Here is a 12,209-nt window from a genome sequence, read left to right as displayed (position 1 = left end):
CGGCGGCTCAGTCGGCGATGCCGCTGAACGCCACCACGTGCTCGGCGCGCAGGCGCACCAGCAGTTCACCGGGCACGGCGTTGCGGCGGCCGTACTCCTCGGCCCTGTCGGCGCCCATATAGCGGGCGGCGATCCGGGTGGACCAGGGCAGCGACTCGGCCGGGTCCTCGCTGATCGTCACCGTGCCCCGCACGGTGACGAAGGCGTACGGCGGGTGCTCCTCGTCGACGCTCAGCGCGGCCCGGGGGTCGCGGAGCAGGTTGCGCCCCTTCACGCTGCTCCGGGCGGTGTTGAAGATCAGGTCGTCGCCGTCGAGCACGAACCAGATGGGCGCCACGTGCGGGGAGCCGTCGGCCCGCACGGTGGCCAGCTTTCCCGTCCGGGTGCCGGCGGTCACGAAGGCCCGCCACTGCTCGTCGCTCATCCGCTGCGCCATAGCGGCCATTCTGGCCCACCACCGTTACCTCTCAGTGCACTCTAGTGAGCACACGATCGGTAGTCTCGTCTTGCGGTGAGACGGTCCCGGTCTGACCCGCCGTGGCGGTGCCGGGTTCACGCTTCACTGCCACCTGCCCACGTACGCGGGTCTTCTGGTCGGCTCCACGTGCTGCCACCGGGCCACTCCCGGCGGTGTCGTACTCGGCTGCCAGAGCGGCCAGGTTGCGTGCGGCGTTATGGTCGCGGTCTATGGTCAGGCCGCATGTCTGGCAGGTGTAGGTGCGCTCGGACAGGGCCAGCTTGGTTTTCACCGCACCGCAACCCGAACACGTCTTGCTCGATGGATACCAGCGGTCGGCGACGATCAACCGGCCGCCGTTCCACTGCGTCTTGTAGGTGAGTTGCCGGCGCAGCTCGCCGAAGCTGGCGTCGGCGATGTACCGGGCCAGGCGCCGGTTACGCAGCATCCCGGCGACGTTGAGGTCTTCCACCACAATCGCGCCGTGCTCTTGACAGAGCTGGGTGGTGAGCTTATGCAGGCGGTCGCGGCGCAGGTTCGCCACCCGGGCGTGGGCCCGACCGAGCCGGGCAGAGGCGCGCTGCCAACGGTTCGAAGGGCGCTGGCCGGTGCGCCGGTCCGGGCCGGTCTTACGCGACATTGACCTGGCGAGTCTGCGAAGGCGGCGCTGGGCGTCGCTAAGGTGGCGCGGGTTCGGCACCAGCTCGCCGGTCGATAGCACGGCGAGGTGCTTGACGCCGACGTCGACACCTACCGTCGAGTCGGGACGGGCCGGTACGCGGACGACCCGTTCAACCTCGACGCAGAAGGACACATGCCACCGGCCGCCGTCACGCCGGACGGTGGCCGACATGATCCGGGCGGTGCCGTTGCCGATACGCCGGGCCAGCTTTCGGGCGGACTCGTGCAGCTTCAACCGTCCCAGCCGGGGCAGCACCACATGCTTCCGGTCCGACTCAACCCGGATCGTGCCGGTGGTGAACCGCACGCTCGGTGTGGTGCGGCGGCGCGACTTGAACCGAGGGAAACCGACCGGACGGCCGGCCCGCTTGCCGCTGCGGGAGTCCGACCAGTTCTTCAACGCGCGGATGAGCGCGTCGAGGCCGGTGTTGAATGCTTCCTTCGAGCATTCCCGCCACCACGGCGCGACATCGGTCTTCGCGGCGTTCCACGCCTTCCGCAACGCAGGCAGCGACCAGCTGAGCGCCGGGGTCAGCAACTCCTCTGGCACCCCGTAGGTGCGTTCTGCTGCCCGTTGGCCCATCACCGCCTTCACCCGAGCCAGCGCCCAGTTGTGAGCGACCCGGGCGGCCCCAGCGTGCGCGAGCACGTCGCGTTCCTGCGTGGGGGTCAGGTCGAGGGCGAACCGGTACGCCTGGATCACCTTCACGACGTCGCCCCGGTGACTGCCTCGACAGCACGCCGGACGCGGTTCCCCGCCGCGCGGCGGCCGTACAGGCGCACGCACAGCGACGTCAGGATCTCGGTGACTTCAGCCACGAGTTCGTCGTCTACCTCGGCGGGATCGACCACGAGCAGCCGGCGGCCCTGCGCGGCCAGCGCGGCCTCGACGTACTCGGCACCGAAGCGGGCGAACCTGTCCCGATGCTCGACCACAATCGTCGAAACAGCCGGGTCCCGCAGCAGCGCCAGGAACTTCTTGCGATGCCCGTTGAGCGCCGAGCCGACCTCGGTCACCACCCGATCCACGCCCAGGTGCCGCCCGGTCGCCCACATCGTGACCCGGGCGACCTGCCGGTCCAGATCCGCCTTCTGCTCGGCCGACGAAACCCGGGCGTACACCACCACCACCTGCCCGGCGTCCGGGGCCGCGCCCGTCACCGGTTCACCGACCATGATGAGCCGGCCGAGCCGGTACGTCGGAACGGGCAGCTTCCCGGCCGCGTACTGCCGCCGCGCGGTCACGTACGAGATACCAGTTGCCGTCGCCCACTCCTTCAAATTCACCGCAGCAACTATAGCGCGCTAGATGTTGCTAAAGACCACCGGCGCGCCAGCAGTTGTTAACGCCGACACTCCGGCCCGCTCCCAGCCAGCTCACAGCCGCGCGACCTGTCCGGCCGGCCGGGCCCGACGTAGCCTGGACCGGCCCGCCACCCCCTCTAACCTGGGAGATCACACGGTGTCTCACCCCATCACCGCCGGACCGTCCGGTCCGGTCCCGCCGCGCCGGTCCGCGCGGCGGCCCTGGCCGCGCTGGGCGCGGTGGTGCGTGGCGGTCGGCACCACGCTCATGACGCTGAGCGGGGTGGCGCTGGGCGGCAGCGCCTGGCTGCTGCACGCGGCCACCGGCGAGGTCACCCGGCAGAACCTGCTCGGCGCCGCGGCGGCGCCGGCCGAGCAGCACCGGACGATCACCGGGGCGAAGAACATCTTGCTCGTCGGGGTCGACACCCGCCCGAACCAGGACCCGAGCCAGCTCACCCGCGCCGACTCGATCATCCTGCTGCACGTCCCGGCCGACCACAGCCGGGCGTACCTGGTCTCGCTGCCGCGGGACTCGCTGGTCACCATCCCGGCGTACGACAACGGGGCGACGCCCTTCCGCGGCGGGCAGAACAAGATCAATTCGGCCTTCGCCTTCGGCAGCCGTGGACTGAGCGGCTCCGCGGCGCTCTCGCACGGCTTCGAACTGCTGGCGCTGACCGTCCGCGACCTGACCGGCATCACCCCCGACGCCGGCGCGATCATCGACTTCCAGGGCTTCAAGCAGATCGTCCAGGTGCTCGGCGGGGTCTGCATGTACGTGGACGAGACCACCACCTCGATCCACGTCGGGCACGACGCCGACGGCAAGCCCGCCGCGCCGTACGCCATCAACCCCGACGGCACGGTGAACCACCGCATCGCCGGCGTCACCCCGAACGTCTACACCAAGGGCCAGCACTGCCTCGACCCGGCGCAGGCGCTGGACTTCGTCCGGCAGCGGGACCTGCTGGCCGACCACGACTTCGACTACGGCCGGCAGCGCCACCAGCAGCAGTTCGTCAAGGCGGTGCTCGCCCAGGTGGTCAGCCAGGGGCTGGACTCGCCGACGAAGCTGCCGGGCCTGCTGTCGGCCGTGGGCCGCACGATGACCGTGGACGACGGCGGCATCCCCCTCGCCGACTGGGCGTTCGCCATGCACGGCGTCAAGCCCGATTCGATCACCACGATCAAGACCAACGGCGGCACCTTCAACAGCCGTACCGTCCCGGGCGTCGGCAGCGCCGAGATCCTCAGCCCCACCAGCCTGCAACTGCTGCGTGCGGTACGCGAGGACAAGGTCGCGGCGTTCGTGTCGGCCCACCCCACCTGGGTGGCCGACTCCGGCCCGCCCGCCGCCGACCACTGAGGCCCGCTGTCAGGGCCGGAAGTAGTCGGGACCCCAGCAGGTCGCGTCCGCCGGCAACTCCCACCAGTGCGGCATCACCGTCGGCCGCCACTCCGGATCCGGCTGGAAGTCCATCCACCGGCCGTCGAAGGGTGCGGCCCCTGCGCGGGCCAGGGCAAGCAATCGTTCGCCCTCGGCCCTGACCCCGGCGGCCTCGGCCTCATCCCAGAACGCCGGCTCGCCGGTGTACTCGGCGAACGCGTCCTCGTCCTTCCACGACCATCTGCCATCCGGGTAGACGAGCAGGTCGAGCTCCTGGTCGTAGACGTCGACCCCGCCGGCCCACCGGGTGATCGGACGCTCCAGGTTGACGTACCAGTGAGTGAATCCGGCCTCGGTTCGCCAGCTCCACCAGATCGAATGGGCCGCACCGGGCGGCATCAGCATCAACGTCCGGAACGGCTGCCACGTGCTCAGGCTGAGCATCGTGGTCATCCGCAGCTCGGTGAGCAGCGAGAGTTGCCGGGTCGGCTGGCCGGCGGTGTCGACCCGGCGCATGGCCTGTGAGCCCGCGTCGATCCACAGCGCCAGTCCGCGCTCGTCGTCGCTCACCACCCGCCCGCACAGCACCGAGCCGACCCGGCCGTCCGGGTACAGGTGTCGGCGGACGATGGTCTGCCCCCGCTCGAAGATCATCCGAGCACGATACTGCCGAGGCCGCTGACGGCCCTTCGGCAGCCGTCAGCTCAGCTGCTCGGCCAGGGCGACGATGATGCCCTCGGGGCCGCGGAGGTAACAGAGGCGGTAGAGGTCCTCGTACCGCTCCACCTCGCCGACGAGTTCGGCGCCGTGGGCCCGCAGGCGGGCGATCACGTCGTCGATGTCGTCGACCGCGAACATGATGTTGCGGATGCCCAGCGTGTTCGGCGGTGCGACGGCCGGCTCGGCGCTGACCGCCGCCGGCGAGCGGAACCTCGTCAGCTCCACCTTGTGGTGGCCGTCCGGGGTCCGCATCATGGCCATGTCGACCCGGACGTCGTCGAGGCCGTTGACCCGGTCCACCCACCGTCCCTCGACGGCCGCCTCGCCCTCCAACTCCATGCCGAGCTCGACGAAGAAGGCCACCGCGGCCTCAAGGTCGCCGACGACGATGCCGACGTGGTCCATCCGCTGGATCGCCATGTCCCCGAGCATATGGGCAGGATGCCTGGCTGTGCGGGACTCCTCAGGCCGGCGGCGCCGGTGGTTGATGACACCGGCCATGCCGTAGCGCCGAAGTCCCGGCGGGCGGCGACCCGCCCCGGCGCGGAAAGCTGCCCGAGCCGGGGCTCGCAGGTGGTCGCCGCCGAGGGTGCCGGCCGCCTCAGGTGCGCGGCGCGGCCACGGCGGCCTGGGCGTCGACGATGCCCCAGCCGTAGAGCGGCGTGTAGACGCCGCGCAGACCCGCGACCGGGGTCCGGGCGGTCGACATCAGCACCGCGTACACGTCGGCCACGCTGCGCCCCTGGGCGGCGAGCAGCGCCGCCACCCCGGACACGTACGGCGTGGCCATCGACGTGCCGGCGTAGGCGTCGTAGTCGCCCTGCCCGCAGGTGGCCGCGCCGGCGCCCACCGGGACGCTGGACCAGATGTCGTCGTCGCAGTTGACGAGGCCGGCACCGCCGGGCGCGGCGACGGCCTTCAGGTCGGCCTTGACACCCAGGTTCGAGTACCACGCCTTGACCTCGTTGCGGTCGGTGGCGGTGACGCAGAGCGCCCCGGCCTCCCAGGCCGGGGTGTCGCACAGCGGGGCAGTCTCGTTGCCGGCGGCCGCGATGACGGCGACGCCCTTCGCCTGCGCGTACGCGATCGCCTCGGTCGCCGCGGACTCCAGGCCGGTGAGGGTGAGGGCCTGGCTGCCGGGCAGTGCGCCGAGGCTGAGGTTGACCACCTTGGCGCCGTGGTCGGCCGCGTAGCGGATGCCAGCGGCGATGTCGGCGAAGCTGCCGCTGCCCGCCTCCAGCACCTTGATCGGCATGATCTTCGCGTCGCGGGCGACGCCGGCGACACCGACACCGTTGCCCGTCGCCGCGGCGGCGATACCGGCCACGTGGGTGCCGTGCTCGTCGCCGGTGTCGGGCACGCCGTTGGGGCCGCGCCAGTCGCCGTTGCCGCACGAGGCCGGGCCGCAGTCGACGAAGGTCGCGCCGGGGACGAGCTTGGCGACCAGATCCGGGTGGCCGAGGTCGACGCCGGTGTCCACCACCGCGATGACCACGCCCGCTCCCGTGCTGGTCGCCCAGGCCTGCTCGGCGTGGATCTGCCGCAGGCCCCACTGCTTGTCGTACAACGGATCGTTGACGGCCGCCTGGGCGGGCGTTGCCGCGGCCGCCACCAGTGCGGTGACCACCGCGGTGCCGGCGAGTAACCGGGTGAACGACATCTGATCTCTCCTCCCACGGGCAGCCCTGTCATCTATGGATCGGAGATCGGGCGCGAAACGCAACAGCGGTGGGATCGCCCGACCGTGTCCGGCGTGACGCGGGCGTGACGGCGGGGCGACGGCTCCGCGGGACCCTCGGCGGCGTGAGCAGCTTCCCGGGCAGTCCGCGTACCCTGCGCGGCGCCATCATCGCGGTGGACCCGCTGGGGCCGCTGTCCCGGGTGGTCGTGTTCCAGTACAACCCGGACCAGGTGCAGCGCACCATCGCGCCCCGCTCCGGCGGGGAGTCCGGGCAGCGGGCCGCCGACGCGCACCGGGCCTGGGGCGCGCCCACCGAGACGATCACCATGACGGTCGACGTCGACGCCGCCGACCAGCTGGAGACCGGCGATCCGGTGGCCGCCACCGTCGGCGTCCTGCCCCAGCTGTCCGTGCTGGAGATGCTGCTGCACCCGGGCAGCGTGCGGGTGATCGCCAACTCGGTGCTGCTGGCCGCCGGGACCATCGAGATCCTGCCGGTGGAGCTGCCCATGGCGGTGCTGGTCTGGGGGCCGGCCCGGGTGGTGCCGGTGCGGATCACCCAGCTCGGCGTCACCGAGCAGGCGTTCAATCCCGCGCTGAGCCCGATCCGGGCCACCGTGGACGTCTCCGCCCAGGTGCTCACCTACGACGACCTGTCGCTGACCGACGTCGGCTACGGGCTCTACCTCGCGCACCTGGTCGCCAAGGAGGTCCTCGCCATGGTGGGCGCGGTCTCCGGCGCCGTCGACGCCGTCACCGACCTGGCGGGAGCGTGACATGACCGGGCGCTACGACTCCGTACCCGTCGCCGGAACGACCGTGCCCGACGGCGCCGGTGGCCTGCGGGAGGTCCGCTACCTGCGCCGGCGGCCCCTGCCCGACCTGCGTGACGTGCGGGCCGCCGCCACCCACCGGCTGAGCGCCGGGGACCGGCTCGACCTGGTCAGCCACCGGTACCTGGGCGACGCCACCGCGTGGTGGCGGATCGCCGACGCCAACGGGGCGCTCGACCCGGAGGCGCTGACCGGCCCGGACGCGGAAGGCGAGCTGATCGTCATCCCGCTGCCGGGGGTGTGACGTGCTGCTCGGGTCCGGGCTGCGGCTCACCGTCCTGGCGGGACGGACCGTGCCGCTGCCGCTGTCGGTGGACCTGGCCCAGCGCTGGCGCTCCACCCGGGTCACCGAGAGCGACGCCGAGCGCAGCGTCTTCTCGCTGGTCTTCGACGCCGGCCGGGCCGGCCCGCTGGCCGCCGTGGACAGCCCGTTCGGGCCGACCGGCCCGCTGGTCCCGTTCGCCCGGGTCGTGCTGGTGCTCACCTTCGGCGTGGTGCCGAAGGTGCTCTTCGACGGCATCGTCACCGAGACCCGGCTCGACCCGGGCACCGGCGCCGGGCGGGCCACCTTCACGGTCACCGGCGAGGACGTGGGCAACCTGCTCGACCGCGAGGACCGCGATGTCGAGCATCCCGCTCTCGACGACTACCTGACCGTGCTGAAGATCCTCGCCCCGTACGCGGCGCGCGGCATCCTGCCCAAGGCGCTGCCCGCGCCGGTCACCGACCCGCCGCTGCCGATCGACCGGATCCCCACCCAGCACGGCACCGACCTGGAACACCTGGCCGAGCTGGCCGAGCGGCACGGCTACGTCACCTACGTCGACCCCGGCCCGGTGCCGGGGATCAGCTCGTTCTACTGGGGACCGCCGGTCCGGCTCGGCCTGCCGCAGCCCGCGCTCGCCATCGACCTGGGCTCGGACAGCAACGTGCGGGAGGTCTCCTTCCGCACCGAGGCGACCCGGCCGGCCACCGTCACCGGGGCGGTGCGCGACCGGCGTACCGGGGTCACACTGCCGGTCGCCGCGGTGGTGAGCACCCGGCCGCCGCTGGCCGCCGTACCGTTCGCCCTGGCCAACGCCGGGGACGTGCGGCGGCGCCGGCTGCGCGAGGGCAGCAGCGACGCGGTCTCCGCCTTCGCCCGCGCGCAGGGCGAGGTGGACCGGAGCGCCGACGCGCTGGTCGCCGAGGGCACCGCCGACGGCGCCCGGTACGGGGCGGTGCTGCGCCCGCGCGGCCTGGTCGGCATGCGCGGCGCCGGCTGGAGCCACGACGGGCTCTGGTACGTCCGCCAGGTCGAACACGACCTCGCCTACGGCGGCTACCGGGTCGGCTTCACCCTGTCCCGGGACGGCCACGGCTCGATCACCCCCGCGCTGCCCCGGAGCCCACTGTGACCACCCGGGAGGAGCGGCGATGACCCGGCAGTTCTTCGGCGTCTACCGAGGGAAGGTGGAGCAGAACCTGGACCCGATGCTGCGCGGACGGGTGCAGGTCTCCGTCCCGAAGGTGCTCGGCGACGGCCGGCTGGCCTGGGCCGAGCCGTGCGTGCCCTACGCCGGCAACGGCGTCGGCGGGTTCAACCTGCCGCCGGTGGGCGCCGCCGCCTGGGTGGCGTTCGAGGGCGGCAACCCCGACTACCCGGTCCTGCTGGGCTGCTACTGGCAGATCGGCGAGTCGCCCGCGCCCGGGCTGCCGCAGCAGCGGGTGTTCCAGTCCGACTCGGTCAGTGTCACGGTCAGCGACCTGCCCATGATGGGCGGCCTGACCATCGAGGTCGGGCCGCCGGCCGTGCTCATCCCGCTCAAGGTGGTGCTCGGCCCCGGCGGGATCGAACTGTCCACCGGGGCCACCAAGGTCGTCCTCGACGGCGTGCGGGTCTCGGTCAACGACGGCGCGCTGGAGGTGATGTGATGCCCGCACCCCTCGTCCACCAGGGCGCCGTGGTGATCTGCGCGCACGGCGGCCAGGCCATGCCCACCGTGCCCAACCCCCGGGTACGCGTCGGCGGGCAGCCCACCGTGCTGCTCGCCGCGCCGTGGACGGTGGCGGCGTGCCCGTTCCCGCCGGTGTCCGGCGGTCCCTGCGTCACAAGCGTGTGGAGCGTCGGCAGCGTCCGGGTGCGCTCGATGGGGCAGCCCCTCGTGCTGGCCAGCGGGCTGGCCACCTGCGCGCCGACCGGCGTGCCCCTCGCGGTCACCGCCAGCCAGTTCCGGGCGGTGGCGACATGACCGCCGGCCGGCACGTCGGCTTCCCGCTGCGCGTCGGCGGCCGCGGCCGCACCGCCCTGGTCGGCGACGAGGAGTACCTCCGCGGCCTGGTCGAGGCGGTGCTGTTCACCCGACCCGGCGAACGGGTCAACCGGCCCGACTTCGGCAGCGGCGTCGACCGGCTGGTCTTCGCCCCGGCCGGCGACGAGATGGCGCACGCCACCCGGGCGCTGGTGCACGGCGCCCTGCAACGCTGGCTCGGCGACCTCGTGCAGATCGACGACGTGCGGGTCGAGGCGGTCGACGCCCAGCTGCGGGTCACCGTCAGCTACGTGCCGCTGGTCGCCGGGGCGGCCGTCGGCGAGCGCCGCAGCCTCACCGTCGTGGGCGGCACCCCGTGACCGCGCCGCTGCTCGACCGGGAGGCCCGCCGGGCGCTCGTCGAGGGGGAGAGCACCCTCGACGGCATCGACCACGTCGAGGTGCTGTCGAACCGGCCCGGCACACCGGGGCACGTGCCCGGCGCGCCCCGCCAGCGCACCCTCCTCGTGCACCTGCTGCGCGGCCCGGTCCCCGCCGACCTCGACGCCGGCCGGGTCCGCGTCCTCGGCGGGGTGCGCGTCGACCCGCGGGTCAACCCGGTGCGGGTGCTCTGGGCGTACCCGGCGAACGTGGTGGCCGCCGGGCCGCCGCCGGGGGTGACCGCGGCCGACCGGACACTGGTGACCGGTGCGGTGCCGGCGCCCGCCCGGGCCCGGGTGCTGGTGGTGCGCACCTCCTCCAGCGGGGACTGGTCCAGCTACCTGCTCGCCCTCACCGGCCCGGGCGGCGACGGCTTCCCGGCCGGCTTCGACGAGCCGCTGTCCACCTGCCCGTTCGCCTTCGCCGTCGACTGCCCCGACGAGCTGGACTGCCGCCCCGACGACGGCTGCCCGCCGGTGCCCGCCACCACCCCCGCCCTGGACTACCTGGCCCGTGACTACGCGGGGCTGCGCACCCGGCTGCTCGACCGGCTCGCCGTGCTGCTGCCCGGCTGGACCGACCGCAACCCGGCCGACCCACTGGTCACCCTCGCCGAGCTGTTCGCGTACGTGGGGGACCGGCTCACCTACCGGCAGGACGCGATCGCCGCCGAGGCGCACCTGGCCACCGCCCGGCTGCGCCCCTCGGTGCGCCGGCACGCCCGGCTGCTCGACTACCGGATGCACGACGGCTGCGCGGCCCGGACCTGGCTGGCGTGGCGCACTGCCGCGCCGCTGACCCTGCCGGCGCGTACCCCGGTCGCCGGGGTCGAGGACCCGCTGCCGCCCGACGCCGGGATCGAGGTCGCGGTGGACGCCGGCGCCACCGTCTTCGAGACCCTCGCCCCGCTGTCGCTGCGGCCGGCCCGCAACCAGCTCGACCTGCACGCCTGGGGCGACCCGGACGCCTGCCTGCCGGCCGGCGCCACCAGCGGCTGGCTGCGCCACCCGGCTGCCGCCGACCCGCAGCTGCGTGCCGGCGACGTGCTCGTCCTCGCGCCGGTCGACGAGACCGGGACCGTGGTGGGCGACGAGGCCCGCCGGCGCGCCGTCCGGCTCGACCGCGACCCGGTCACCCGCGCCGACCCGCTCGCCCCCGCCGGCACGGTCGTCCGCGAGCTGCACTGGGCCGCCGAGGACGCCCTGACGGTCCCGCTGCCGGTGGCCCGCCGGGCCGCCGACGGCACCGCCGCCCCGGCCGCCGTGGCCCTCGCGAACGTCGCGCTCGCCGAGCACGCCGCCGGGCTGCCCCCGCGCGGGCTGCTGCCGCCACAGGCCCCCGCCGACGGCCCGTACCGGCCCCGGCTGCCCACCGGCCGGCACCCGGTGGCCTGGACCGACGCGGAGGTGGACGCGCGCAGCGCCACCGCCGCCCTGCGCCCCGACCCACGCCGCGCGCTGCCCGCCGTGCTGCTCGACGACGGCAGCCGCACCTGGACGCCCGTGCCCGACCTGCTGGCCAGCGGCCGGCTGGACCCGCACGTGGTGGCCGAACCGGAGACCACCGGCGTGCTGCGCCTGCGCCCCGGCGACGGGATCAACGGCCGCCGCCCCGCGCCCGGCGTCACCCTCACGGCCTGGCCCCGGGTGGGCGGCGGCACCGCCGGCAACGTCGGCGCGGACGTGCTCACCCTGCCGCTGCCCACCGCCGCGTGGGCGGTGCCGGCCGGGGTGAGCGTCAGCAACCCGCTGCCGGCCACCGGCGGGGTCGACCCCGAGTCGGTCGACGAGGTGAAGGAGCTTGCCCCGTACGCGTTCCGCACCCAGCTCCGCGCGGTCACCAGCGCCGACCACGCCGCCACCGCCGAGGAGAACCCGGGCGTGCAGCGCGCGGTGGCCCGCCGCCGCTGGACCGGTTCCTGGTACGCGCAGGAGGTCACCCTCGACCCGGTGGCCCGCCGGGCCGGTGACCCCGCGCTCGCCGACGAGGTGGCCGCCCTGCTCGACGTACGCCGGCTGGCCGGCACCGACGTGGAACTGGCGCCGCCCGCGCACGTCCCGCTGGAGATCGTCCTCGGCATCTGCGTCACCGACGGCCACCTCGCCGCCGACGTGGAACGCCGGCTGCGCGCCGAACTGTCCACCCGGGTGCTGCCCGACGGCCGGCTCGGCTTCTTCCACCCCGACCGGCTCACCTTCGGCCAGCCCCTGTACGTCTCCGACCTGGTCGCCGCCGTCATGGCGGTGCCCGGCGTCGGCTACGTCGAGGTGGCCGACGACGACGCCACCGGCCTGCGGTTCCGCCGGCTCGGCCGGCCACCCGCCGGGGAGGTGGCCCGCGGCCGGATCGACGCCGCCGCCCGCGAGGTGCTGCGCGCCGACAGCGACCCGAGCAATCCGGAGTACGGCCGGGTCGCCTTCCACCTGCGCGGTGGCGCGTGAGCTGCGGCTGCGGCGGTGGATGCGGGTGCG

The 12,209-nt window shown here is 74.0% G+C and carries 14 protein-coding genes; 8 read left to right on the top strand and 6 right to left on the bottom strand.

The window, feature by feature from the left end; genetic code table 11:
• Nucleotides 1–7: 7 nt before the first annotated feature.
• Genes NLX85_RS19705 through NLX85_RS19695 form a run of 3 tightly spaced genes read right to left on the bottom strand, consistent with a single transcriptional unit; the run spans nucleotide 8 to nucleotide 2,425 of the window.
• Complete coding sequence (locus NLX85_RS19705; RefSeq protein WP_254337188.1) at nucleotides 8–436, bottom strand: PPOX class F420-dependent oxidoreductase; 429 nt, start codon at nucleotides 434–436, stop codon at nucleotides 8–10.
• Nucleotides 437–467: 31 nt separating this feature from the next.
• Nucleotides 468–1,847 (bottom strand): IS607 family element RNA-guided endonuclease TnpB, encoded by a 1,380-nt coding sequence (tnpB, locus tag NLX85_RS19700; RefSeq protein WP_254337186.1) that lies wholly within the window; start codon nucleotides 1,845–1,847, stop codon nucleotides 468–470.
• Nucleotides 1,844–2,425 carry an IS607 family transposase gene (locus NLX85_RS19695; protein ID WP_254337184.1) on the bottom strand — a complete coding sequence of 194 codons (582 nt, stop codon included), beginning with the start codon at nucleotides 2,423–2,425 and terminating at the stop codon, nucleotides 1,844–1,846. The genes tnpB and NLX85_RS19695 overlap by 4 nt, the downstream gene beginning before the upstream one ends.
• 175 nt (nucleotides 2,426–2,600) lie before the next feature.
• On the opposite strand from NLX85_RS19695, the gene NLX85_RS19690 reads away from it, so the two are divergent.
• A complete protein-coding gene (locus NLX85_RS19690; protein WP_254337182.1) occupies nucleotides 2,601–3,812 on the top strand; it encodes an LCP family protein in 1,212 nt (403 codons plus the stop codon).
• A 9-nt stretch (nucleotides 3,813–3,821) separates the two neighbouring features.
• Here the strand turns inward: NLX85_RS19690 and NLX85_RS19685 are convergent, their stop codons facing one another.
• The 3 genes from NLX85_RS19685 to NLX85_RS19675 all read right to left on the bottom strand — a co-directional run bounded on the left by NLX85_RS19685 (nucleotide 3,822) and on the right by NLX85_RS19675 (nucleotide 6,213).
• The gene (locus tag NLX85_RS19685) at nucleotides 3,822–4,487 is read right to left on the bottom strand and encodes a DUF402 domain-containing protein (protein WP_254337180.1); all 666 of its coding nucleotides are present in this window, start codon (nucleotides 4,485–4,487) and stop codon (nucleotides 3,822–3,824) included.
• A gap of 45 nt (nucleotides 4,488–4,532) precedes the next feature.
• Nucleotides 4,533–4,973, bottom strand: a complete 441-nt coding sequence (locus tag NLX85_RS19680) for a VOC family protein (protein ID WP_254337178.1) — start codon at nucleotides 4,971–4,973, stop codon at nucleotides 4,533–4,535.
• A gap of 181 nt (nucleotides 4,974–5,154) precedes the next feature.
• Nucleotides 5,155–6,213: a S8 family peptidase gene (locus NLX85_RS19675; RefSeq protein WP_254337176.1), complete on the bottom strand. Its 1,059-nt coding sequence runs from the start codon at nucleotides 6,211–6,213 to the stop codon at nucleotides 5,155–5,157.
• A gap of 143 nt (nucleotides 6,214–6,356) precedes the next feature.
• Here NLX85_RS19675 and NLX85_RS19670 point away from each other — a divergent pair, with 143 nt between their 5' ends.
• The 7 genes from NLX85_RS19670 to NLX85_RS19640 are packed head-to-tail and all read left to right on the top strand — an operon-like array spanning nucleotide 6,357 to nucleotide 12,179.
• The gene (locus NLX85_RS19670) at nucleotides 6,357–7,010 is read left to right on the top strand and encodes a hypothetical protein (RefSeq protein ID WP_091308503.1); all 654 of its coding nucleotides are present in this window, start codon (nucleotides 6,357–6,359) and stop codon (nucleotides 7,008–7,010) included.
• A gap of 1 nt (nucleotide 7,011) precedes the next feature.
• The gene (locus tag NLX85_RS19665; protein WP_254337174.1) at nucleotides 7,012–7,311 is read left to right on the top strand and encodes a hypothetical protein; all 300 of its coding nucleotides are present in this window, start codon (nucleotides 7,012–7,014) and stop codon (nucleotides 7,309–7,311) included.
• 1 nt (nucleotide 7,312) lies between these two features.
• Complete coding sequence (locus NLX85_RS19660; protein ID WP_254337173.1) at nucleotides 7,313–8,464, top strand: hypothetical protein; 1,152 nt, start codon at nucleotides 7,313–7,315, stop codon at nucleotides 8,462–8,464.
• Nucleotides 8,465–8,483: 19 nt separating this feature from the next.
• Nucleotides 8,484–8,981 (top strand): phage baseplate assembly protein V, encoded by a 498-nt coding sequence (locus tag NLX85_RS19655; protein ID WP_091308497.1) that lies wholly within the window; start codon nucleotides 8,484–8,486, stop codon nucleotides 8,979–8,981.
• Nucleotides 8,981–9,298: a hypothetical protein gene (locus NLX85_RS19650; protein WP_254337171.1), complete on the top strand. Its 318-nt coding sequence runs from the start codon at nucleotides 8,981–8,983 to the stop codon at nucleotides 9,296–9,298. Before NLX85_RS19655 ends, NLX85_RS19650 begins: the two co-directional genes overlap by 1 nt.
• A complete protein-coding gene (locus NLX85_RS19645; protein ID WP_107077944.1) occupies nucleotides 9,295–9,678 on the top strand; it encodes a GPW/gp25 family protein in 384 nt (127 codons plus the stop codon). Before NLX85_RS19650 ends, NLX85_RS19645 begins: the two co-directional genes overlap by 4 nt.
• Complete coding sequence (locus tag NLX85_RS19640) at nucleotides 9,675–12,179, top strand: putative baseplate assembly protein (protein WP_254337170.1); 2,505 nt, start codon at nucleotides 9,675–9,677, stop codon at nucleotides 12,177–12,179. Before NLX85_RS19645 ends, NLX85_RS19640 begins: the two co-directional genes overlap by 4 nt.
• The last annotated feature ends 30 nt before the right edge of the window (nucleotides 12,180–12,209 follow it).

The organism is Micromonospora sp. A3M-1-15, assembly GCF_024213425.1.
Classification (GTDB): domain Bacteria; phylum Actinomycetota; class Actinomycetes; order Mycobacteriales; family Micromonosporaceae; genus Micromonospora; species Micromonospora chersina.
This window is presented reverse-complemented; position numbering and strand designations above follow the sequence as displayed.

Bases quoted from the DNA above. Each gene is read 5' to 3' on its own strand.
- NLX85_RS19705 (WP_254337188.1), bottom strand. From the start codon at position 436: ATGGCGCAGCGGATGAGCGACGAGCAGTGGCGGGCCTTCGTGACCGCC.
- NLX85_RS19685 (WP_254337180.1), bottom strand. From the start codon at position 4,487: ATGATCTTCGAGCGGGGGCAGACCATCGTCCGCCGACACCTGTACCCG.
- NLX85_RS19680 (WP_254337178.1), bottom strand. From the start codon at position 4,973: ATGGCGATCCAGCGGATGGACCACGTCGGCATCGTCGTCGGCGACCTT.
- NLX85_RS19675 (WP_254337176.1), bottom strand. From the start codon at position 6,213: ATGTCGTTCACCCGGTTACTCGCCGGCACCGCGGTGGTCACCGCACTG.
- NLX85_RS19665 (WP_254337174.1), top strand. From the start codon at position 7,012: ATGACCGGGCGCTACGACTCCGTACCCGTCGCCGGAACGACCGTGCCC.
- NLX85_RS19655 (WP_091308497.1), top strand. From the start codon at position 8,484: ATGACCCGGCAGTTCTTCGGCGTCTACCGAGGGAAGGTGGAGCAGAAC.
- NLX85_RS19650 (WP_254337171.1), top strand. From the start codon at position 8,981: ATGCCCGCACCCCTCGTCCACCAGGGCGCCGTGGTGATCTGCGCGCAC.
- NLX85_RS19645 (WP_107077944.1), top strand. From the start codon at position 9,295: ATGACCGCCGGCCGGCACGTCGGCTTCCCGCTGCGCGTCGGCGGCCGC.